This is a genomic window from Bradyrhizobium sp. AZCC 2262, from assembly GCF_036924535.1.
In the GTDB taxonomy this organism is placed as follows: domain Bacteria; phylum Pseudomonadota; class Alphaproteobacteria; order Rhizobiales; family Xanthobacteraceae; genus Bradyrhizobium.
The window spans coordinates 3,605,208-3,624,338 of record NZ_JAZHRT010000001.1; the positions used below are offsets into that span (position 1 = coordinate 3,605,208).

Here is a 19,131-nt window from a genome sequence, read left to right on the forward strand (position 1 = left end):
AGGCGGGCTGCGGCGCAATCAAGACGATCTGTCCGGCCGGCCGGACAGCGATTCGCAGGCTGGTGGAGTTGGGATTGAAGACCAAAAAAATAAACACTTATCTTGGCGCAGGGAGGAATTTGACGTTGTCAAATGCAATTAAACGCTGGATTGGCGCGGTCTCAGACTTTCGAAAAGCTAGGCCGAAAGAATTTTACTGGTCAATTTTTGGAGCAGCGGCAGGTTTTCTCATTGGATTGTTGGTTGGCGGTGTAGGGGTTGCGGCCTTGGGCGGCGCGATCGGTGTATCTGCATATTATGTCCTGCCCGTTGTTGGGGTGGCGATCGGAAACAGAGTAGGTATTTGGAGGGACAGGGCGGCCATCAAAAAGGTCGCCGATTGACCGCCACAGGTCGCCTGCCATCCGCCGGTTGGTGGAGAGGGACACCAGAACCAATCGGTGGCAACTGACGCTCCGCTCGGTCTGACGAGCGAGTTGATAGTTATCACAGAGCGGCATTGCGTATCCGAAATTGCTTCGTATGTTATCTCGGCGCGGACATTCATTCCGCATCCTCAATTTACCACGGGCCCGCGGGGATGGTTCGCAAGCCAATTCACTTCCTTAGTGCTGGAAGCGCGGGTAATCGTGTCACGCGCGAGTATAGCGCTATTGCAACCAACTTCCTCAGGGCATCGTGTGAGGTCAGCGAAACTTGGGTTAGGCTATTCTTGGTCTATCATGCGATCGAATGCGCGTTGAAGGCGTATTTGGCGAGCAAGAATCCTTTGGCGAACAGGGATGCTTTAGAAGATAGATGGCAGCATCATCGCATCACGGATCTGACCGAAGAAGCAAAATCTCGTGGTCTGGAACTCTCCACCGAAGACAATTGCAGCCTGCAATATTTTGGTCCACTTTCAATGGCGGACGGTAAAGGTAAAAAGGACACCCGTCCTTCTCTGATCCTTCGTTTCCATATTTTTAGCGGTGCCAAGTCGGAATCGCCCGATGTTCTGAAGCGAATTGCGGACGCGATCCTCAACCAAGTCACGCTCTAATGCACACTGCCGGCTCCCACCGCGCAGGCGACGCCGCAGCCGCAAGCATGCGCCTGGCTTCCCCGCTTTCTCTCCCAGCTTTTGGAAACCAGCCTTTATATAAAGACGCCCCGCCATTTCTGACGAGGCGCCTTAGCGGCACGGGCTTGATGGGTATCAGGCCATGACTGGCCGCGGAGAGTGGCTCTACTCCGCCGCTTCGACTCTATCGCAAGCCGACAGCGCGGGCAGCGCGTAGATATCCTCCGCGAACGAGTCGCGCAGGCGGTTCAGCCAGCCCGGCAGCGGATCGTGCGGCAGCGCACCTACTAGCGTCGCTACCTTAGCCGAGGATAAACCGATCGCCCTCATCCGCTCAAAAGGCACCGCGCCAATTTTCGACGTCGACAATATGCTCCGAGTATACGAATACGATCCGAACTTGTGGGTCAGTACTATCGACCACGACCGCCCGAGATTGACAGCGCACATCAAGGCGGCTTGGGATCATAAGGATAGCAATCTAACGTTCATGAAAATCCTCCGCGAGCGAAAGATTCCGAAGGACAGTTAGGTGGCTTCCAAGATCTCGTCGGCTCCAGGTAAGTTTCCGAGAGCCTGTCTGAAGCCGGCGGCCCACTCGTCAATTTCTTCTTGCGATAAATTGGATCGCCGCAATCCACTAAGCGCAACGGTTACCGCTATTTCGCAGCAATGAACCCATCGATCTCCTTTGGTTCGAAAATACCATTGTAGGGCCAGTGCACCACATTCCCTGCCATCAGATCGCAGCGACAACGACGAATTATGCTGACTCGGCAATGTGATTACTCCCATACTCAGCTCGGTATCCCAACGGGAAAAGTCCGAGAGGCGAAGGCATTGGATCAAGCACTTCGCGGCGGTCGGCTCAAACCGTCGTGGTTGGCAGGTTAGGCATCGTCACGTTCTGGCCAACGCCACCTGGCGAACTCCGCGTCGGCCGTTTCCGGTTCGTCGAAATCCGGGTCGAGCGTCGCCTCGCCACTTCAAGCCCCGGCATGACGACATGCAGCACAGGGTGGCGCGTGTGGTTACGGCGTGTCCTCGCCTTGGCGGTCGCATGTTTCGCCCCGAGTTGCGTCAATCTGGCTGGTCATATCCGGCTCCGCAGCTGCGCCCGAAGCCCGAGCGCGACCTCGACAGGCTCTGTGTCGCAGCCGATCAACGATCGTGGCTTGAGATCCAGCGGGCTCGCGCGGAACTTGCTCCGGCCTAGCGCGGCGGCAAGGGCGATTCTGATGTCCTGGTCGTGTGGATTGTCGAGGCCGCGCCGGAAAAGTTGGATTGCCTCGGGTGTGATGTGCGCAGAACGGCTGCGCTTGTTTCGTCTTTGTCGGGCGGGCATCAGCGCGGCTCGCCGAATTCCCGCAACGCCCAGGGCACGAAGTGCCCACCGCGCGTCTCGAATTCCGCCAGGAACGCACCGCCGAACCGTTGCCACGCATCCTCTGCATCCTGCCGGGAAGGACGACCGTGGGCATCCGTCTGAACTAGTCCGTCCAAGTCGCCGAAAAGGTCGAATTCGGACTCAAACGCACACGACCACTCATCGAGACCGGCCGCTTGCGTACGTTTTTTCCGTCGTTTCCTGACCGGCACTAGCGGCGGTTTCCATAATCGGGTGTGCGAGGCGCGCGCGGCGCCTCAGGCCCGTCAACGCCATCAAGCGCCAGCTCGCGCAGCAACCGGGCGAATCCAATCCGGGAGTCCCTCTCAATCGCGACTTCTGGGCGAGGTTTCGGGCTGCCGAACCTGTCGATGAACGTCATGCCCTCGGCGTCGATGATCTCGCGCGCCTGCTGCCCACGATCCCATGCCTCTGCGGCCAGCGTGAGTAATCGGACATGATGCGGATCAAGGTCGAAATCGGCGTTTACAGAGCGCCACCACTTGCCGGTGGCCGGCCGAAGGTGGGCGGGTGTTTTGGCGGTCACAGCCAAGGTCTCCAAAATTTTTGTTGAACCGGGGCAGCGCGCGCGGCTGAAGAGGTTTGGCACCGGTGCGCGGCGCGCAATCTTGGAAGGCCATTTGGCACCCCTCCCCCGGTAGGGCTACAGCGGCTCCGCTGACGGCAGCGGTCGACGCACTTCCGGAACACGATCGACGTATTCAATCGGACCACGAACAACCACAATGAACTGCATGTCGTTCGGCTCTCCGCATATCCCGACAACGTCGCATGATTGCCAGGTCTGCCGCCCTCGTCCATCCGTGGTGGCGAACTCGGCAGCGTACCGCTCAACAGCAATCACGATATCGCCCGCAACTGGGCTGCGTGCCCATCGCTCGTTACCAAGAATTCAAACGTGGCGCCGGCCAGCGGCCTGACGACGCCAGTTTCACGCATCATCTTGCGAGTGATGACGAAATGGGCTCCGGTGTCGTCGACCAGCCGTAGCCGGCCCACGCCATCGTCACAGACAACGCGCTGCAGGGATCCAACCCTCATAGCATCCCCCGCTTGCGCATTGCCTCACGCCGGGCCGCTATCCGACTTTTCGCTGCCGCGTCGTTGGCCGCGGCGGTGGTGGAACGCATCACGGCGGTTGTCTGCGGGTAAGCAGGCCACGCGACAGCGCTTATTTCGACCAGACGCGCATCGGTGATGGTGCGGAGCGGCAACCTGCTGCCACCATCATCCCAACTCTCCGCCCTCACGATAAACGAGGGCGAAATCCCGGACACATCTCGCCTGCCAACGGTTCCGGCAAGCGATTGTCCATCCGGCGTGTCCAGATTGACATCAACCTCGTATCGAAGTCCGAGGGCATCTTCCCGCAAACGAAGGCTCCCCGAGGACGTGCGCCCGACGACACGGCCAGAGTCGTGGTCGAGTAGCATCCTCACGTCATCCTCTGCGATGCTGCGCGTTAGGGAGCCCTTTGCGAACTTCTCGCGGAATTCGTTTGCGATGGTTGTGCTGGTGTCCCACAGAACGGCGTAACCCCAAATAGTCTTAGCGTCGACCAACCTTTGCCTCCGCCTGCTCCAAGCGCGCCTCGCGCTTACCGAGCTTAGATTCTTTCCTCAATGCGCGTGCAATTGCGATCGGATCCGTGTCGTCCGTTTTATAATATTTGCCACGGATGGAGATGCGCCGCTTCGTTTTGGTTCGTCGCTCGTCAGCCTTCTCAAGGGCGCGATGGTCAGTTGACATAGCCAGCCTCCGTCACTTCACGCATGAACCGCGGAATATGGCCGTCGTTTCGATCACCAAGAAAGAACGGAATCACCGGCCGCAAGTAGCTTTTCGCAACATCCTCGCGTTCCAAGTCGTCAAGCAATTCATCGTGCGATTGGCGGGCGGTTTCTACCTCGCTCAGCAACTTGCACAGAACACCAAGGCGGCGATCGTATTCAGGCCGCACGGTTGCACAAACCATCGCGCTGGCTCTACCGCGCGCTTCTTCCATCCTGCGACGTAGAATTTCTTGCGCGCTTTCGATGTTTCCCATCTCAGTCGCCACCGCGCGGAGCCGCTGCGACAATCCCGTAACAGAGTCCTCGGGATCCCCGAGAAGCCGCGCAACTTCGGGCGCGACACTCTGACCGCCGGCCGCCTTCTCCGCTTCAATTTCGCCGTTAAGTTTTGTGCGCTCAGCGCGGAGTTCGGTGTAGCGGTTATGTAGCTCAGTCTGTTTAGCGGTCAGACCAGCATATTCCTGGCTCGATTCCGCCAATGACGGGACGCGGAACGGTTCTGCCGCAGTCTTTTTCAAAAGTGGTGCCATCAGAAAATTTCCTTCATCAATTCTACGAATGCCTCGCCCTTCACCACGCCAGCGATGCGGTGCGGCGCCTGTTGATGCGACGCCAACTTTCCCGGCAGAACGAACCGGGTCACCGTGCCTTCGGGGGTGTGTGCTGAAAGCTCACGCCAGCCGTGGACGAATTCGAAACGGTGGCCGCGGACGTCTTCCACGGCGTCGGGCTCGCCGCTGATAACGATCTCGGATTTCAATTCCAGATACTCAAGCGCCGAGCGCGGAATAGAATCCGGTGCATCAGCCGACAAGACTGCGCCACCAGGTGTCATCCCCGCATAGGCACGCGCATGATCCACGGCTTCGTGCAATTTGGGCGCGCTCATGAGGGTGGCCAGCAGCAGGCATACGTCCGCCTGATCCAATTTGGGAGGGACGCCGGGCATGCCAGAAGGCAAAAGGTCGGCCTCCTGCAAACGCCTGGCGATTCCAGTGCTCCGCGAACGCGGGAATCCGATGTGACGCTCGATTGCGTCGAGCGTATTGTTGAGTGTGGCCATTGGGGCCGCTCTCCTTTCAGATTTAGGAATTGCGATTAGTTGGCTAAATAAAAGCCGACGCCGTTACTTCCGCGGTCGTCGGGAAAAGGGCGGCGCCGGGTGGAGGCCAGCGCGCCAAGTGCACATCACGTCGGGCTACAAGACGCAGCCTGATAAGTGCTAAAGGGTTTGGCCGCTCTGCGAGCGTACACGCCCTTGTCGTGGCTCGTGGTTGCGGCCGCTGCGCGAGGGCTACTTTGGGCGCGGTCGTCCAGAATAACGCGCGGGCAAGGCGCGCTGCGGGGGAATCACGCAGAATCTAAGCCGCCTGCCGCCCCTCTTCTGCCAGCGCTGCGTTCAGGGCAGCCACCGCCGCACGAACCTCTCTCCCGGCCATCCTGGGGGCATACTGGCCGCCGAAACCCAGATGCTCCCCGATCTCAGCCAGAGTGCTATCCGATGACGCCATGTCCAGGACGGCAACCATCTTGTGGCCCAGCCTGTTGCGCAGCCGTTCGGCGTCCATCGCCCGAGCCAACTCCATTTGCGCATCTGGTATCTCGGCGTCGAAGTGCTCGGTGTCGGCCTTATCGCTCTTGCGTTGTCGTACCTCGCCGAACTCGGCCTCCGGCCCAACCCACTTGTGGCCGTTCCACACTTTCACCAGCCTGTTGTCGACCCAGCGCGTCATCCCGTGTTCATGGGCATAGATGATCTGCTTCGCGCTGACGTCAATCAGCTCGCGGTCCAGGTTGGGCAGCGACCGCGGCTCATTGGCCTCATCTGGCTCGTCCTCCTCATTGTCGTTCGCGGCCATACGCGGAGGCGCGTTCAGGTCCCGCCAAAGCCGGAGGCCGAAGAACGTGGCTTCATCCCCCTCCCGCTTGGCCCACGTCGCACAGGGCGACTGAGCGCGGTGTGTGGCATGTGTTGCTGGGGCGGCTTCCAGCCAGGCACGGCGGGCGGCCAGGCCTTCTGGGGTATCTGGGAAGTCGCCGGCCTGTACCGGGCCATTGTCGTTTGCGTGGTGCATTTTAGTCCTCGACGTGGTGCTGTGCTTATTGGCCGTCTTGGTGCGGCTCTGTGCTGTCGGCGCGGGGCCGATCTAGATTCTCAGTTTTGCGGATGCGACATTTTCGTTGATGGGCCGGTAGCGGGAGTGTTGGCTCTAGGGTGTTGGCCCGCCTGCCCGTGCGGAAATCGTGCGCACGTTTTTCGTTCTCGCACGGCTGCTAAATCATTGCCGTTGTTGAATTTATCTGCATATCGTGCGTGTTGCCGCCCCCTAGAGAGAAGGGCGCACGGTGTTCCCGCACGATATCTCCCTGTGTGTGGGTGTGATGAATCACACACCACACAGCAAACAGTGGTTGTTTGGTTCAAATCGCGCGCCGCGCTCATTCGTGTAAGTCCTTGTAGATGATATGATATTCGTCATATCGTGCGGCCGGGTGCGTTAGTTTCGTGCGCGCACGGTTGGCGCGCGGTCAGCCATCGCGATTACGCAAGAGGCGGGCTGCCAACTTTGATGCGGATTCCGCACTGTGCTTATCCGTGCGGGCCTCTACGGCGGCCTCAGCGCCTTTACGGGTCAACTGCCACCCCCCACGCCGTGCGGCGTCAACCAACTTTTTGCCGTAGAGACGGTCCTTTGCGCGGCGAACACGGTCCTTGTGGGGGGCGTCGCTGGACGTGTACCAACAAAGGAACTCAGCCAACTCGGCAAGCGAAGCGCCCTTGCCGCGCTCGATCGCGAGCAACACCTCGTCATCATCGTTGCGCGCTTTGTCGGCTCGCTTGATGCTCTCACCCTTCGTCAGCGCCTCAGCCATTACGGTCGGCACCGGCCTGCCCCTGCTGTCCACCAACGACGGCGCTGTGACTGTCTTCAATTCGAAGTGAATCGGGTCAAAGTCAGGTCCGCGGTGCTTCCCCTGCCAGTGGAGCTTGACGGTCTCGCCCTTGTTGAGTGTGAGGTTGCCATCCACCTCCGCAATGAACGCACCACCGCCGCGCGGCAGTAAGTTCGATGGGTCTGCGTTCTTCACGGGATGGCACGCGGCATATACCGAGGGCTTGCCGGGCAAGGTTGTAAGCCTGCGCAAGTTGCGAGCGTGGGCGCCAAGCTGTGTATTGGAGTTCTCGTCATCACCATGGAAATATGCGGCGCTGGTATCGACGACGATCATGTCTACATCGCCAATCTTCTCGACGTCGGCCTTGATGCGCTCAAACATCTCGGCGACGCTGAATGTTCCGGCAATGAAGTGGACGTCAACGCAGTTGGGATCGAAGTCCAAGTGGTGCGCCATTGCAATCCAGCGCATACGAACATCGTCCGGGTTTTCGCCCGCGAAGTACACGACGCGACCCTTTTCAACCTCGCGGTCTCCGAGTGGCTTCCCCATCATAGTCAAGGCTGCAAGCAAGAGCAGAACAGCCGTCTTGCCCGTGCCAGTCATTGCGGTCGTCGAGTAGAGATATCCCTTCTGAGAAATGCCGTCGACGTGGTAGTCTGGAGGCGTAAAACCTCGGATAAAGTCAGCGCTAGATTGAATGCCGGGATATGTCGCGGGAGGTTTGTTGTCGTTCGCGGCAACCGGCGCCGACTGCTTCCCACGAGCGCGCCCCGAGGCGCGATAGCTGTTCTTAATCGCCGCTGTGCCATCCGCCTTTAGTTCGAGGTCGCACAACCCGCCTTCGTACAGCGCGCCGATCAGAAGCCAGGCGCCAGATTCGCTTCTAACGATTTCTCCGCTACCAGCGCAATTGACGTCGCGGAACTTGACGAGTGTGTCGCGATCCTCATCAGAGCGTGCAATCGAGGCCTCTATCTCTTTAATATTTACGGGTGTCATTTTCGGTCTGTAGCTCCACGAGGGAATTTAGGGCGAGTTCGGCAAGCGCCTTATTGAAGGACGCAGAGAAGCCGGCGGTGCGCTCTTGGAAGGCGTTCGGCGCCATGACGTGCGCCGGCTCATCGCCACGCTGACGAAGCGCGAGATTGAACAGCCGAATGTGCTGGTTCAGTTCGAGATCGAAACGCGCGAGCACCGTCGAGCCCGGAGGCGATGGCCTTATTGAAAGTATCTTCAAGGTGGGAATCCCCTCTAAGGGGCAGCTCCTTCGGAGCGGTGCACTCGGCGGGTATTGAGGCCGATCGTGCTGGGGTCTAGGCGGCTTGGGCGCCGCTCTGCTTGTTGTCGTTGGCGGCCCATGTTGAGGTTCGCCGCCGGGTCATTATCCAGGCGTCGACATCGGCTGCGGCATACCTAACGGTACGCCCGATTTTGAAGAAGGCCGGACCGGTGCCAGCCATGCGGCGCTTGGCGAGCGTCGAGGCCGACAGGCCGGTCAGGGCCGAAACATCGTCGATTGATAGGAAGTTCACGAAAGACCCCCGTGAGGGAGGGATATCGGCGCCCCGGCCAGGGCCAGTCGGCGTATACAGACGTAGTACGATCGGTGGCGAAAAATACTAAATCAGTCCCGTCGATTTCGGTGTGCGCCGCCGAATTCCGATCGGTGCAACAGGCTAGGCCCTGAGAGCGCGAAAACGGTTGCCGAGCCAGAAAAAAATATTTCGGCCCCATGCCCATCAAGGGTTGCCCCGGTGGCTACCCGGTGGCGATTCGTAAGAAACTCAGCTCCTCTGGTTTATGCTAAGTCATTGATTTAGTTGGTCGGGGCAGCTGGATTCGAACCAACGACCTGCAGTACCCAAAACTGCCGCGCTACCAGGCTGCGCTATACCCCGATCTGTGCTGGGAAATGCGTCGATACACGCTTAAACCCCGGCCATCAAGGCGATCTGCAAGGCGATCTGAAGGGCTCAGTGCTTGTTGAAGAGCGGGTGCGCCACCCGGTCGCCGGGCTGAATTCCATACTTTTGCGCTGTGCCCGCAATGACTTCCAGCACGCCCTTGGCGAGCCCGCCTGACGAGATGATTCTGGTGGAGAGCGGTTCGGTATTTTCGGCGATCCGCAGGATGCGGCCGTCGGCGCGGATGAAGATCATGTCGAGCGAGATATAGGTGTTCTTCATCCACATCGAGATCTGCTGCTCCGGCGAGAAATCGAACAGCATGCCTTTACCGTCAGGTAGCTCCTTCCGGTACATCAGTCCGGTGGTCTTCTCCTCTTCCGTCGTCGCCATCTCGACCGAGAACACCCGCACGCCTGACTTGGTGGCGATCTCGAGTGGCTGAACGCTCGCGGCCCTCGCGGGAGGATTGGCGCAGAGCATGACAAGCACGGCGGATGCCGCAGCCAGCGACATCACCAGGCGGCCGCCGATGCGAAGCCGCGCAACCATCAAAGCGAAATTCATCAATGCACTCATGCTGGATACCTGGGAATTGCCGGGGAACCCTAACCCGACGATTGCGGCAAATGCCAGAGGCCGCCGCGCGGGTGCGCGGCGTCCGGCTCACGTTTCCGTCAGCGGTGTCAGGGTATCAATGCGAGGACAGCGCCGACGGGCCGGTCTCGGGATGGATCTCGGCCGCCATCATGCCTTTGGACCCGGGCCCGAAGCGCACCAGCACGTACTGGCCCGGACGCAGCTCGGTCATGCCGAAGCGGCGCAGCGTTTCCATGTGGACGAAAATGTCGGGCGTACCCTCGCCGCAGGTCAGGAAGCCGAAACCGCGCAGCCGGTTGAACCATTTGACTTGCGCCCGCTCCAGCCCGCTGGTCGGCGTAACGCTGACATGGGTCCGTGGCGGCAGCATTTGCGCCGGATGGATCGCCGTCGATTCGTCCATCGAGACGATCCGGAACGCCTGATAGCCTTTTGCCCGCTGCACGCACTCGACTACCAGCCGCGCGCCTTCATAGGCGGTCTGATAGCCGTCGCGCCTCAGCACGGTGACATGCAGCAGCACGTCGGGCCAGCCATTGTCCGGAACGATGAAGCCATAACCCTTGGAAGCGTCGAACCATTTGATGACGCCGGATATTTCGACAAGGTTGGCGGCGGAATCGCCGAGCCCCGACAAAGCATCCACCGCCGGATCGCGTTGCGCTCCGGTTGCGTATTCGCCTGGTCCAAGTCTGTTTTGCCCTGTCCCGCCTGACGGCGGCCCCCCGAGCTTCTTGGACACAAATTCGTCCGACCCCATGACCCCGGACCCCACACTTCAAAAAAGCGGCCCGCCATCGCCCTGGCGGGACCGGAACACGCGCTCATCGATGACACTCATGCAACGCCGCGCGAATCTCTCGAATCAAAAGATAACACTCTCGCCTGCCGCGCATAGCTAAAAAAAACAAAATTGCGGGGGCTATGAACAGGTTGCACAGGCGCGAATCAGTTGGCGATCAATTGCCTACGAACGGTCCGAGCGTCTCGCCGATGTCGAAACGGATCACCAGATCGGCGATATCGTCCTGTTCCGTCAGCTCATTGTTGATAATGACCAGCTTCGCGCCGCTGTTTCTGGCCATCAGCGGAAAGCCTGCGGCCGGCCAAACGACTAGCGACGATCCGATCGCCAGAAAGAGGTCACACTGCTGCGCCAGTTCGGTGGCGCGGCGCATCGCATCTTCCGGCATCGCCTGCCCGAACGAGATCGTCGCGGTCTTCACCGGCTCATCGCAGATGGAGCAGTCGGGGGCGCTGCCGGTTTCCTCGAAACGCGCCTTTACCCAAGGAAGATCATAGGCATGTCCGCAGCCGATGCAGCGGGCATAGGTAGTGTTGCCGTGCAGTTCGACGACGTCATCGGCCTTGAAGCCTGACGCCTGATGCAAGTTGTCGATGTTCTGGGTGATGATCGCCGGGGTCTTGCCGGCCTTGTAGAGCGAGGCCAGCGCGCGATGCCCGCGGCCGGGCCTCGCCGCTGCAAAAGTCTCTTCCATCGCGAAGCGCCGCCGCCAGGCTTCGGTCCGCGCATCGGCACTGGAGACGAATTCGTCGAACGCGATCGGGCGGTTACGGGTCCACAGGCCGCCGGGCGAGCGGAAATCCGGAATCCCGCATTCGGTGGAAATGCCGGCTCCGGTAAAGGGAACGATACACGCCGCTTCGGCGATCATGTTGCCGAGCTGCTCGACGCCGCTGTGCAAATCCTTGGCGATCACCGCTGATATTTCCGAATGGTTGGGGCGTGCGGATTATAGCACGGCCGTTTCATGCCGCATCGTCGGGTCGGCCGCTATCAGGCCGCCTTATAAGCACGCGCATCAATCTGCCTTGATCACGCGGCTTGGCGACCTGTTCCTTCGGCTCTCTTTCGCTGACGGGAACTCACGTGAGCGACAAGAATACGCCATAGCTTATCCACCGCCTTCGCTTCGCAACGGCAGGCATCACAATGCTGCAACCTCGCTTCCGCATTCGCGCCTCATTCGCGCGCGCCAATGATGGCGGAGCGCGAATCAAACAAGACAGCGGATGGCGATGACGAAGGAAGAAAGACTCGCGCGCGACCGCGCCGAAATCGCAGCGCGCGTCGCGAGCTTCAGGGAAACCCAGCAGAAGTTCGAACGCGAGCGCGAGGAGTATTACGAGACGACCCTGGCCAATGCGCTGAACGGATCGGGCCGGCTCTCGTTCTGGCGTTGAGGCGGAACCGGCAGAAGCTTGCCCGGCGCCTTCGCCGTTGTCGCCGACGAAATAAGTCGCGTGGAACCGCAAGAGAGAATTCCGGTAACGGCAGGAACGGAGCCTATGCGTCGACGTTTTTATTTTAAGTGCAGCAACCTTGCGAGAGGTGAAGCATGAAAGACCCCGTCTGCATCTTCGAATGTGGGCGGGGTTTTCGTTTTCGCGGACTGCCAGCCGTGTGCGATCGCGAGCCATGCGATCGCGCGGGTCTGACCGTCGGATTATGCAGGAACTAACACGGCCCTTGCGGAGTTTGTCTGCGGGGAAAGGTGCGTCATGCCCGTGTGGATGGAAATTCTGATCAATGTGATCGGTTATGCCGGCTTCATCGCCATCGCGACCTATCACCGATCGCCAGATAAGAAATTCCCGGATCGTTAAGTGCCCCAACCGTCGGAGCGCTGGTTTGCCTTGTGCGGTTCACGCGCGGTGCGGACGAGCCTGTCGGCCTTGACCAGGGCATGACCGCCTTCAGCTTGCGACCGCAACGAAAAGCTGATGACGACAAAGGCAAGGCAAGGCAAAACAGCAGGCCGACCACCATGCAGCGCCGATCACGGGGTTGAAAGCGGAAGACTCCTTTTGTTCTCCTGGAACGAACAGGGGGTGCGTTTTCCGGCGCCGCTGCTCTCTTAAGATACTGTTACCTCGCTGCTTTTTCCACGCACTCACCCGACGAAGTTGGCCTCACCGAACCGTCCCTCGCGCGTGCTGCGCGGACGGACGTCGAACCTTTTTGACGTCATCCGTACTCATCTAAAAAGGTGCTGCCATGACCCAAGCCGACCATTACCGAGACCAGTCCAACAGAGCCCGGCAGCTGGCCGAAGCCGTCAAGGATCCGGAAGCCTCAAAGAAGCTGATCGAGATGGCCGAGGAATTCCGCCTCTATGCCGAGCGGCTGGAACAAACTCATTAGCTCGCTTCGATTCAGGCTTTCGCTCGAAAACGCTATAAATTTTTTCGACGCCGGACATGGAAACTTAAGCCTCCATTTACCGAACCTCCCTGAAATGCCGCGCCGTTAACCGAACCTCTTTACAAAGCGTAAATGACCACCTGACAGATTTTGCGCAGGAGGGTTATCCCATGGTCATTTACCCAATGCCGGTTGAAGTGACGCAGGCCAGAATACAACTCGTCGTCGATCAGAACGCCAAGGCGCCACCGATGACGATCAACCAGGATCTTCAGGCCGTCTACCACGCCAAGGCAGCCGCGCTAGAAACGGCCCTTGCCGATTTACAGACCGAAGAACCGTCCCTGGTGGACGTCAAGGTCTGACCTGACGAATACCAATTTTGCGCCGAGGCTAGACGGCGTCCGGCCCTTCTCGCTCACGATCGCCATGCGGACTGTTGTGCGTGCACGACACCGAGCGTGAGCAGGCCGCCTATGCCGGCGAGCACCGCTAATCCAGCGAACCAGACCCATTGCGGCCTTTCCTTGTAAGCGAGGAAGGCGGAGCAAATCGTACACACGATCGTCGGCATATTCGCGACCAATAAAACCCATGCCAGCATCTTAAGCCTCCCAGGATGAAAGCCGATACGCGAAGGTTAGCGGGCCGACAGAACAGCACTGTGCGTCCGGTCACATCCGTTTCGCCTGCGCCGGCGCTATCGTCGAGGCATGATGCTGCTTCGGGACATGATGGTCTGGATCATTCAAGCCGTGCTGTTCGGCATCGGGATCGGCTTTGCCGGGCTGACGGCGCATCTGGCCGGCCCGCTGCTGGCCACAGCCTTTGCGATCGACGAATTGATCCCGACCGCGGTCGTCTTTTTTGCGGTGGTGGCGGGCCTCGGCTGGATCGGAAACAGGTTCTGGCCCGAAGACTGGCTGTACAATCCCCTGCTCTAGCGATGGCTTTCTGCGCAGGCGGCGGTTGTTATCGCGGTATCGCCTCGGCGCGATAGATCTTCGTCCCTGATGTCTCGACGATCCGGCCCTTGAGCGATCTTACAAACGCCTTCGAGCCTTCGACGGCGAAATGCGTACGCAGCGCCGCCTCGTCAGCCCACTGCTCGAAGAAGAACAGCCGCATCGGGTTCTGGCAGTCGACATGCACATCATGCGAGATGCAGCCTGGCTCCTTGCGCGACCGCTCGACATGCTCCAGGCACGCGCGGAGCACATCGTCGAATGCCTCCTCGCGCGCCAGAATACTGCCCGTTACGAGAATCATGCGTTCCCCCGTTGCGCTCCGGCCCGCGTCCTGCGGGCGCCGTTCGGCGTCGAGGCGGGCTGAACTGTCCGTCAGTGTATCAGGCGCGGCACCACAGCGCATACCGCCAACAGCACGCCGAGGCTGCCCACCACGGACAATTTCATTCGGGCCGTCCTGGCGTCGGTAATTGGCAGCACGAAAAAGAAAATCATCGCGAGAATGAGCAGGCCGTAAAGCAGGTACATGGTCGATCCCTCCGTTGGCACCACGATGGAGGGAGAGCCCAATCGCGTATGTGTGAGGGATCACGCTGGTGACACGCGGCGTTCCGGCTCGCCAAAAGATAATCATCCAAAAACAGAGCCGCGCCCGAACGCGCTTCAAGCCCCTTGGCGCCGCGAATATCCTACAATTTTACGCTTTTGCTTTTTCTAATAGCAACTTGGGCGTGCCACACCGTCTTTGTCAGAGCTCGGGAGACCATGAATGCTTCGGAAATTTCTGCGCGATGAGAACGGCGCGACCGCCATCGAATACAGTCTCATCGCCGGGTTTATCGCCCTGGCCATTATCGCCGCGGTCGGGATGACCGGTCAAAGGCTCGTCGCACTGTTCGAGAGTCTCATACCTGCATTGACCCTGCCCTGACGCGTCAGGTGACGATTAAGGATTAAAACGACGCACGTCCCTACGCGCAAAGAAAAAGCCCGGATTGCTCCGGGCTCTTCCTTACCAACCGTCGTAGTACCGATAGTGGCGGCGATAGTATCGCGGCCCATCGTCATACGCATACGGTCCACCACCGTAGTAGCCGTAACTCGGGCCATAGTAGTAACCGTTATTGGCCGCATTGGCTGCCGCGGCCGCGCCTAGAACACCAGCTGCCACGCCAAAGCCGATGGCCGCGTTACGGCCGCCACGCGCCTCAGCGGGAGAGTTTACGACAGCGGTTGTCGCAAGCGCGGCAACGGCTGCGAGAGTAAGTCCTATCTTTCGCATATGCGCTCCTTTCCGTTGCCGGGTTAACGCTTGCCGAACGAGGGTGTTGCAGGAACTTGCTGTTCCGCACCCCGGTTAATTTTTGAGTTTTTAAGCAACCGAGTTGCGTTCCGGTGATTCAAGGCAGTTCCAAAAAGCGGCTAACGACGTCTGGGTTACATCGTCAAGCGGAGCAGCGCCCGCATGGTGGGGAGCTGTCTCAATAACGAATTCCGAGGGCTGTGAATTCAAAAGCCAACAACAGCGCCACCACGCCGCCCGCCTGGGCTTCGCCCCGCCTCGGAATTTAAACAGCGTCCTTCGCCACCTTCAGCGGTGAAGCCTTCACCGACTTGCTCGCCGGCTTCGCCGCGAACTGCATCGGCTCCTTCGTGAACGGATTGACGCCCATCCGGGCTTCGGTAGCAGGCTTGTTCACCACAGACATTTTCGCAAAGCCCGGAATAACGAACTCACCGGACTCATTGAGCTCTTTGTACCCAACAGTCGCCATGTACTCGATGACCGACTTCACATCATTCTTTGAAAGCTGCGTGCCTTCGGCAATTGCGTCGATCAATTGAGTTTTCGTCATCTTCGCCATTTCTGAATTCCTTTTGCGCGATTTACGTAACTCTGCTTAGGACCCGGCGAAACCACGCGGCGCGCTTCTGATTCATGCCTACGGTCATAAGGTCACCGGGCTTAAAACCCATAGAGGCCCAAAACGCAAGCAGCAGTTGGGCGTGGGTGCGGACCTCGCCACCCAGGCTACGGCGTCCCGGTGGTACTTATCATGGCTTGTTTGGAGAGTGGCAGGATGACCGAACTCACAGAAATATTCATTGGTACGGTCCTTCCTGAGCCATCTCTTTACCCGCCAGCCACGAACACACCGGCGCTGGTAAACCCCACACAAGTCCAACACTGAACCAGTGCCGCTGAAACTTCTTTGCATCTTCTGCCGAGCCACCCTCATGCATGAGGATGTAATAGAGCCCGGTTGCAATTCAGAAGCCCGCTAGACCACGCGAACGAGAAAGTCGGCGGCCTATCCACGCTGTAACGAGTAGAGGAGGAATCGAGAACGCGTAGCAGACCAAGAACGACGCAGGCCAATACCGCGCATCCTCGAAAATCGGCCCGTCAGTAATCCGGGCGAAAAGACCGAGGACGAGTGGCACGCAAAAGTCACGGGTAAGCCTGCCCTCTGATGCGATTTGCTGCTATTTAGTGCCCCGAACGGCCCGAACCAAAACAAAATCTCTTAATGTTCTCAGGAGGATAAGAAAATGCGTTATCTCCACACCATGCTGCGCGTCCGCAATCTCGACACCGCGATGAAGTTTTACCAGGACGCGCTGGGGCTGAAGGAAGTACGCCGGGTCGACAACGACAAGGGCCGGTTCACGCTGGTGTTCCTGTGCGCGCCCGAAGACGAAGGCCTGTTCAAGGCTGCGCCGCAGAACCGCGGCGCGCCGCTGGTCGAACTCACCTACAATTGGGACGAGGAGAAATACGGCGAGGACCGTCATTTCGGCCACCTCGCCTATGAGGTCGACGACATCTACGCCACCTGCGACCGCCTGATGAAGGCCGGCATCACCATCAACCGGCCGCCGCGCGACGGCAACATGGCCTTCGTGCGCTCGCCCGATCTGCATTCGATCGAGCTGTTGCAGAAGGGCGAACCGAAGCCGCCGGCGGAGCCGTGGACCTCGATGCCGAACACCGGCCACTGGTAGGCCTTGTACAACGTCTTCGTGCACGTCCGGCATCTGAGCTACCGGCTCGAGACACGCGCGGACGCGGATTGGATTGTCGCTCGCGGAATTCCGAAATCCTAAAACGTTCCTTTGCGCAGGCTTCTTTTCTGCGCAGGAACTGGCCGTGACATCGCGCGTTTTCTCCTCGATGTATTTTGAGGAGGAAATGATGGGACGAGGAATTCTGCTTTGGTTGCTTGGCGTGCCTATTCCAGTGATCATTCTGCTATGGCTGTTCTTCGGCCACTGACCGGCTGACTGACGCCAGACCACGACGCGTTGAGTGAGGACGCGTTGAGTGAGAATCGGGGCTCTGTCGCACTGCGGCGGAGCCTGATTTTTGTAAGCCTGATTTTGCAACCGTGTCCTGCCGCAAACCGCGCGCATTTTCGTTGATCTTCGGCTATGAACGCCTCACACGGATCAACGGGAGCGACAACGCGTGGCCGACAACAAGAAGCAACAACTCACCATCTGGGGCCGGGCCAATTCGGTCAACGTACAAAAAGTGCTGTGGTGCCTTGCCGAACTCGATCTTGCCTATGAGCGCATCGATGCCGGCATGCAGTTCGGCAAGAACACCGAGGCGCCGTATCTGGCGATGAATCCGAACGGCCGCGTGCCGACGCTGGTCGACGGCGACTACGTGCTGTGGGAATCCAATTCGGTGATGCGCTATCTCTGCATGGCCTATGGCGAGAGTTCGCCGATCTACCCCTCACAGCCGAAGGCGCGCGCCGGCGTTGACCGCTGGCTCGACTGGACGCTGTCGACGCTGCAGCCGGTCGACCGGCCGGTGTTCTGGGCGCTGGTGCGAACGCCGGCCGAAAAGCGCGACATGGTCGCGATCCAGAAGGATGTCGATGCGGAAGCCGTGGTGTGGCGGATCGTCGAGGCGCAACTGGCGACACGGCGCTTCATCGAAGGCGACCAATTCACGATCGCCGACATCGCGCTCGGCGCCTATGCGCGGCGCTGGCTGGGCGTCGAGGGCGTCACCAAGCCAACACTGCCGAACCTCGATCGCTGGTTTGCGCAGTTCGCGGCGCGTCCCGGCTTCGTCAAGTTCGTCGCGCCACCGATGACGTAAGCACCTTGAAGCGTGTCGTGCCCGGGCAAAAGCGCGAAGCGTGTCTTCGCGCCGATGTCCCCGGGCATGATGGAAGTTGCCATTCTTGTCAGCGCGAGCCGCTGGACACACCGGCGCCGACGCTTATCGCGCCGCCGATTTTCATGCAGGTGTTGGTGCCTTCGATCTTGACGAAGCCCGTGCCGTACTCTGCGCAGGCGTTGGCCGAATTTGAGCGCTTCAGCGGAAGCAGCTTGCCGGACGCTGCCGCCTTGTCGGGCTTTTGGGAACGGGGCTGCTCGGCAGCCGCGGCAACCGAAGGGAGCAACACGGCGATCATTACCATGAGGGGTTTTCGCATCCCGCCTTTTATCCCCGCTTGCGGATCGATGCCAGATCTGAGCCCGTTCCGAATGAACCGGCAAGAAGCCGGAAAACGCTTTAGCGGACGAACTTGACGCCGACCGATTTGCCGCGGCGCCAGACCACCTCGCAGCGGCGTCCGGTTCTGGCGTCGCGCGAAAACGCCAACCGCAACTTCGCCGGCAGCGAATTGGGATCGTCGATCGTGACCTTCGCCCCCGTCGTGGACAGATCCTGCACCACGCATTGGCGCGCGGCAAAACCGCCCTCAAGCGTGATCCACCCAGGCTGACTCAATGATTTGCGCGACTCGCGCTTTTTGCTCGACAGCAAGGCCATGTCGGAAGTTCCCCCGACCCCAGCCTTACGTCATGCGGCTTTAAAATCCGTTGCATCCCCGCCATCCCGAGCGTCGACGGAGATCCAGAACGGCCGAAAAAACGGGTTTTCGAGCGGCTTGCCCACCCGGCCAAACGCCACTATACGTTCGCCCGTCGCCGCCTCCATGAAACATGACGGCCGGCGGCCAACATGGCTCATCAAGCAGACAACATCTTGATATTCCTGTTGTTTTGCTCCCTTCGTCTATCGGTTAGGACGCCACCCTTTCACGGTGGAGAGAGCGGTTCGATTCCGCTAGGGAGCGCCAGCCATTTCAATGGCTAGCCTTCCCTGCCGGCAGCGCTGTCCAACACATGGACAATAAGTGCGTGCGCACGGAGGCAGCAGCATCGCGGGCGCAATCCGCGTCGCATTGTCCTTCGCAGTCCGATGGACGCTGTGGTACTTTCCGCCGGATACCTGATCCCGCCGAAGCGCCATCACGTTGCAAACACTTTCAAAGCCGAAGGCGACCACGTTCAAGGCTT

The 19,131-nt window shown here is 59.6% G+C and carries 31 protein-coding genes and 2 tRNA genes; 11 read left to right on the forward strand and 22 right to left on the reverse strand.

Going from position 1 to position 19,131, the window contains the following annotated elements; translation table 11 throughout:
• Positions 1-74: 74 nt before the first annotated feature.
• Together V1283_RS17095 and V1283_RS17100 are read left to right on the forward strand one after the other, a co-directional pair.
• Complete coding sequence (locus V1283_RS17095) at positions 75-383, forward strand: hypothetical protein (RefSeq protein WP_334387621.1); 309 nt, start codon at positions 75-77, stop codon at positions 381-383.
• 329 nt (positions 384-712) lie between these two features.
• Positions 713-1,042: a hypothetical protein gene (locus tag V1283_RS17100; protein ID WP_334387622.1), complete on the forward strand. Its 330-nt coding sequence runs from the start codon at positions 713-715 to the stop codon at positions 1,040-1,042.
• 186 nt (positions 1,043-1,228) lie between these two features.
• Here the strand turns inward: V1283_RS17100 and V1283_RS17105 are convergent, their stop codons facing one another.
• The 15 genes from V1283_RS17105 to V1283_RS17175 all read right to left on the reverse strand — a co-directional run bounded on the left by V1283_RS17105 (position 1,229) and on the right by V1283_RS17175 (position 11,390).
• Entirely contained in the window at positions 1,229-1,432 is a 204-nt protein-coding gene (locus tag V1283_RS17105; RefSeq protein WP_334387623.1) for a hypothetical protein, read from the reverse strand.
• A 1,229-nt stretch (positions 1,433-2,661) separates the two neighbouring features.
• Positions 2,662-2,997, reverse strand: coding sequence for a P27 family phage terminase small subunit (locus tag V1283_RS17110; RefSeq protein WP_334387624.1), 336 nt, complete (start codon positions 2,995-2,997; stop codon positions 2,662-2,664).
• Between the two features lie 314 nt (positions 2,998-3,311).
• Entirely contained in the window at positions 3,312-3,512 is a 201-nt protein-coding gene (locus V1283_RS17115) for a hypothetical protein (RefSeq protein ID WP_334387625.1), read from the reverse strand.
• A complete protein-coding gene (locus V1283_RS17120) occupies positions 3,509-4,033 on the reverse strand; it encodes an HK97 family phage prohead protease (RefSeq protein ID WP_334387626.1) in 525 nt (174 codons plus the stop codon). Before V1283_RS17120 ends, V1283_RS17115 begins: the two co-directional genes overlap by 4 nt.
• Positions 4,020-4,220 carry a hypothetical protein gene (locus tag V1283_RS17125; RefSeq protein WP_334387627.1) on the reverse strand — a complete coding sequence of 67 codons (201 nt, stop codon included), beginning with the start codon at positions 4,218-4,220 and terminating at the stop codon, positions 4,020-4,022. The genes V1283_RS17120 and V1283_RS17125 overlap by 14 nt, the downstream gene beginning before the upstream one ends.
• On the reverse strand, positions 4,210-4,794 hold the full coding sequence (locus tag V1283_RS17130; protein ID WP_334387628.1) for a hypothetical protein: 585 nt from the start codon (positions 4,792-4,794) through the stop codon (positions 4,210-4,212). The genes V1283_RS17125 and V1283_RS17130 overlap by 11 nt, the downstream gene beginning before the upstream one ends.
• Positions 4,794-5,327: a hypothetical protein gene (locus tag V1283_RS17135; RefSeq protein ID WP_334387629.1), complete on the reverse strand. Its 534-nt coding sequence runs from the start codon at positions 5,325-5,327 to the stop codon at positions 4,794-4,796. The genes V1283_RS17130 and V1283_RS17135 overlap by 1 nt, the downstream gene beginning before the upstream one ends.
• A gap of 298 nt (positions 5,328-5,625) precedes the next feature.
• On the reverse strand, positions 5,626-6,339 hold the full coding sequence (locus tag V1283_RS17140) for a hypothetical protein (RefSeq protein ID WP_334387630.1): 714 nt from the start codon (positions 6,337-6,339) through the stop codon (positions 5,626-5,628).
• 454 nt (positions 6,340-6,793) lie between these two features.
• On the reverse strand, positions 6,794-8,164 hold the full coding sequence (locus tag V1283_RS17145; protein ID WP_334387631.1) for an AAA family ATPase: 1,371 nt from the start codon (positions 8,162-8,164) through the stop codon (positions 6,794-6,796).
• The gene (locus V1283_RS17150) at positions 8,145-8,360 is read right to left on the reverse strand and encodes a hypothetical protein (protein ID WP_334387632.1); all 216 of its coding nucleotides are present in this window, start codon (positions 8,358-8,360) and stop codon (positions 8,145-8,147) included. Before V1283_RS17150 ends, V1283_RS17145 begins: the two co-directional genes overlap by 20 nt.
• 118 nt (positions 8,361-8,478) lie before the next feature.
• Complete coding sequence (locus V1283_RS17155) at positions 8,479-8,697, reverse strand: helix-turn-helix transcriptional regulator (RefSeq protein WP_334387633.1); 219 nt, start codon at positions 8,695-8,697, stop codon at positions 8,479-8,481.
• A gap of 289 nt (positions 8,698-8,986) precedes the next feature.
• Positions 8,987-9,063 (reverse strand) — tRNA-Pro (locus V1283_RS17160).
• Positions 9,064-9,138: 75 nt separating this feature from the next.
• Entirely contained in the window at positions 9,139-9,585 is a 447-nt protein-coding gene (locus tag V1283_RS17165; protein WP_442895867.1) for a DUF192 domain-containing protein, read from the reverse strand.
• A 178-nt stretch (positions 9,586-9,763) separates the two neighbouring features.
• The gene (locus tag V1283_RS17170; RefSeq protein WP_334387634.1) at positions 9,764-10,429 is read right to left on the reverse strand and encodes a cold-shock protein; all 666 of its coding nucleotides are present in this window, start codon (positions 10,427-10,429) and stop codon (positions 9,764-9,766) included.
• Positions 10,430-10,628: 199 nt separating this feature from the next.
• On the reverse strand, positions 10,629-11,390 hold the full coding sequence (locus tag V1283_RS17175) for an SIR2 family NAD-dependent protein deacylase (protein WP_334387635.1): 762 nt from the start codon (positions 11,388-11,390) through the stop codon (positions 10,629-10,631).
• Positions 11,391-11,703: 313 nt separating this feature from the next.
• On the opposite strand from V1283_RS17175, the gene V1283_RS17180 reads away from it, so the two are divergent.
• The 3 genes from V1283_RS17180 to V1283_RS17190 all read left to right on the forward strand — a co-directional run bounded on the left by V1283_RS17180 (position 11,704) and on the right by V1283_RS17190 (position 13,200).
• Positions 11,704-11,874 carry a hypothetical protein gene (locus V1283_RS17180; protein ID WP_334387636.1) on the forward strand — a complete coding sequence of 57 codons (171 nt, stop codon included), beginning with the start codon at positions 11,704-11,706 and terminating at the stop codon, positions 11,872-11,874.
• 814 nt (positions 11,875-12,688) lie between these two features.
• Positions 12,689-12,835: a hypothetical protein gene (locus V1283_RS17185; RefSeq protein WP_334387637.1), complete on the forward strand. Its 147-nt coding sequence runs from the start codon at positions 12,689-12,691 to the stop codon at positions 12,833-12,835.
• 170 nt (positions 12,836-13,005) lie between these two features.
• Entirely contained in the window at positions 13,006-13,200 is a 195-nt protein-coding gene (locus tag V1283_RS17190) for a hypothetical protein (protein ID WP_334387638.1), read from the forward strand.
• 53 nt (positions 13,201-13,253) lie between these two features.
• Here the strand turns inward: V1283_RS17190 and V1283_RS17195 are convergent, their stop codons facing one another.
• Positions 13,254-13,439, reverse strand: coding sequence for a hypothetical protein (locus V1283_RS17195; RefSeq protein WP_334387639.1), 186 nt, complete (start codon positions 13,437-13,439; stop codon positions 13,254-13,256).
• Between the two features lie 112 nt (positions 13,440-13,551).
• Here V1283_RS17195 and V1283_RS17200 point away from each other — a divergent pair, with 112 nt between their 5' ends.
• Entirely contained in the window at positions 13,552-13,779 is a 228-nt protein-coding gene (locus V1283_RS17200; protein ID WP_334387640.1) for a hypothetical protein, read from the forward strand.
• Between the two features lie 28 nt (positions 13,780-13,807).
• Here V1283_RS17200 and V1283_RS17205 read toward each other — a convergent pair whose 3' ends face one another.
• Positions 13,808-14,104: a putative quinol monooxygenase gene (locus V1283_RS17205; RefSeq protein WP_334387641.1), complete on the reverse strand. Its 297-nt coding sequence runs from the start codon at positions 14,102-14,104 to the stop codon at positions 13,808-13,810.
• A gap of 71 nt (positions 14,105-14,175) precedes the next feature.
• On the reverse strand, positions 14,176-14,331 hold the full coding sequence (locus tag V1283_RS17210; RefSeq protein ID WP_334387642.1) for a hypothetical protein: 156 nt from the start codon (positions 14,329-14,331) through the stop codon (positions 14,176-14,178).
• A 241-nt stretch (positions 14,332-14,572) separates the two neighbouring features.
• Between V1283_RS17210 and V1283_RS17215 the strand changes: the two genes are divergently transcribed.
• Positions 14,573-14,734, forward strand: coding sequence for a Flp family type IVb pilin (locus V1283_RS17215; RefSeq protein WP_334387644.1), 162 nt, complete (start codon positions 14,573-14,575; stop codon positions 14,732-14,734).
• An 81-nt stretch (positions 14,735-14,815) separates the two neighbouring features.
• Here the strand turns inward: V1283_RS17215 and V1283_RS17220 are convergent, their stop codons facing one another.
• Positions 14,816-15,085 carry a hypothetical protein gene (locus tag V1283_RS17220; RefSeq protein WP_334387645.1) on the reverse strand — a complete coding sequence of 90 codons (270 nt, stop codon included), beginning with the start codon at positions 15,083-15,085 and terminating at the stop codon, positions 14,816-14,818.
• Between the two features lie 286 nt (positions 15,086-15,371).
• Complete coding sequence (locus tag V1283_RS17225; protein ID WP_094896974.1) at positions 15,372-15,668, reverse strand: HU family DNA-binding protein; 297 nt, start codon at positions 15,666-15,668, stop codon at positions 15,372-15,374.
• 688 nt (positions 15,669-16,356) lie between these two features.
• Between V1283_RS17225 and V1283_RS17230 the strand changes: the two genes are divergently transcribed.
• The 3 genes from V1283_RS17230 to V1283_RS17240 all read left to right on the forward strand — a co-directional run bounded on the left by V1283_RS17230 (position 16,357) and on the right by V1283_RS17240 (position 17,920).
• Positions 16,357-16,809, forward strand: a complete 453-nt coding sequence (locus V1283_RS17230) for a VOC family protein (RefSeq protein WP_214489464.1) — start codon at positions 16,357-16,359, stop codon at positions 16,807-16,809.
• A 73-nt stretch (positions 16,810-16,882) separates the two neighbouring features.
• Complete coding sequence (locus V1283_RS17235; RefSeq protein ID WP_334393410.1) at positions 16,883-17,080, forward strand: hypothetical protein; 198 nt, start codon at positions 16,883-16,885, stop codon at positions 17,078-17,080.
• Between the two features lie 192 nt (positions 17,081-17,272).
• A complete protein-coding gene (locus V1283_RS17240; protein ID WP_334387646.1) occupies positions 17,273-17,920 on the forward strand; it encodes a glutathione S-transferase family protein in 648 nt (215 codons plus the stop codon).
• Between the two features lie 88 nt (positions 17,921-18,008).
• Here V1283_RS17240 and V1283_RS17245 read toward each other — a convergent pair whose 3' ends face one another.
• Together V1283_RS17245 and V1283_RS17250 are read right to left on the reverse strand one after the other, a co-directional pair.
• Complete coding sequence (locus V1283_RS17245; RefSeq protein WP_334387647.1) at positions 18,009-18,260, reverse strand: hypothetical protein; 252 nt, start codon at positions 18,258-18,260, stop codon at positions 18,009-18,011.
• A gap of 80 nt (positions 18,261-18,340) precedes the next feature.
• Complete coding sequence (locus V1283_RS17250) at positions 18,341-18,601, reverse strand: PilZ domain-containing protein (RefSeq protein ID WP_334387648.1); 261 nt, start codon at positions 18,599-18,601, stop codon at positions 18,341-18,343.
• Between the two features lie 235 nt (positions 18,602-18,836).
• Here V1283_RS17250 and V1283_RS17255 point away from each other — a divergent pair.
• Positions 18,837-18,911, forward strand: a tRNA-Glu gene (locus V1283_RS17255).
• Positions 18,912-19,131 lie beyond the last annotated feature (220 nt).

Coding starts and splice junctions, on each gene's coding strand:
- V1283_RS17165 (WP_442895867.1), bottom strand. CDS start 9,585: ATGTCGCTGGCTGCGGCATCCGCCGTGCTTGTCATGCTCTGCGCCAAT.
- V1283_RS17180 (WP_334387636.1), top strand. CDS start 11,704: ATGGCGATGACGAAGGAAGAAAGACTCGCGCGCGACCGCGCCGAAATC.
- V1283_RS17200 (WP_334387640.1), top strand. CDS start 13,552: ATGCTGCTTCGGGACATGATGGTCTGGATCATTCAAGCCGTGCTGTTC.
- V1283_RS17115 (WP_334387625.1), bottom strand. CDS start 3,512: ATGAGGGTTGGATCCCTGCAGCGCGTTGTCTGTGACGATGGCGTGGGC.
- V1283_RS17250 (WP_334387648.1), bottom strand. CDS start 18,601: ATGGCCTTGCTGTCGAGCAAAAAGCGCGAGTCGCGCAAATCATTGAGT.
- V1283_RS17135 (WP_334387629.1), bottom strand. CDS start 5,327: ATGGCCACACTCAACAATACGCTCGACGCAATCGAGCGTCACATCGGA.
- V1283_RS17210 (WP_334387642.1), bottom strand. CDS start 14,331: ATGTACCTGCTTTACGGCCTGCTCATTCTCGCGATGATTTTCTTTTTC.
- V1283_RS17195 (WP_334387639.1), bottom strand. CDS start 13,439: ATGCTGGCATGGGTTTTATTGGTCGCGAATATGCCGACGATCGTGTGT.
- V1283_RS17140 (WP_334387630.1), bottom strand. CDS start 6,339: ATGCACCACGCAAACGACAATGGCCCGGTACAGGCCGGCGACTTCCCA.
- V1283_RS17220 (WP_334387645.1), bottom strand. CDS start 15,085: ATGCGAAAGATAGGACTTACTCTCGCAGCCGTTGCCGCGCTTGCGACA.
- V1283_RS17190 (WP_334387638.1), top strand. CDS start 13,006: ATGGTCATTTACCCAATGCCGGTTGAAGTGACGCAGGCCAGAATACAA.
- V1283_RS17130 (WP_334387628.1), bottom strand. CDS start 4,794: ATGGCACCACTTTTGAAAAAGACTGCGGCAGAACCGTTCCGCGTCCCG.
- V1283_RS17170 (WP_334387634.1), bottom strand. CDS start 10,429: ATGGGGTCGGACGAATTTGTGTCCAAGAAGCTCGGGGGGCCGCCGTCA.
- V1283_RS17215 (WP_334387644.1), top strand. CDS start 14,573: ATGCTTCGGAAATTTCTGCGCGATGAGAACGGCGCGACCGCCATCGAA.
- V1283_RS17145 (WP_334387631.1), bottom strand. CDS start 8,164: ATGACACCCGTAAATATTAAAGAGATAGAGGCCTCGATTGCACGCTCT.
- V1283_RS17245 (WP_334387647.1), bottom strand. CDS start 18,260: ATGCGAAAACCCCTCATGGTAATGATCGCCGTGTTGCTCCCTTCGGTT.
- V1283_RS17225 (WP_094896974.1), bottom strand. CDS start 15,668: ATGGCGAAGATGACGAAAACTCAATTGATCGACGCAATTGCCGAAGGC.
- V1283_RS17205 (WP_334387641.1), bottom strand. CDS start 14,104: ATGATTCTCGTAACGGGCAGTATTCTGGCGCGCGAGGAGGCATTCGAC.
- V1283_RS17125 (WP_334387627.1), bottom strand. CDS start 4,220: ATGTCAACTGACCATCGCGCCCTTGAGAAGGCTGACGAGCGACGAACC.
- V1283_RS17185 (WP_334387637.1), top strand. CDS start 12,689: ATGACCCAAGCCGACCATTACCGAGACCAGTCCAACAGAGCCCGGCAG.
- V1283_RS17230 (WP_214489464.1), top strand. CDS start 16,357: ATGCGTTATCTCCACACCATGCTGCGCGTCCGCAATCTCGACACCGCG.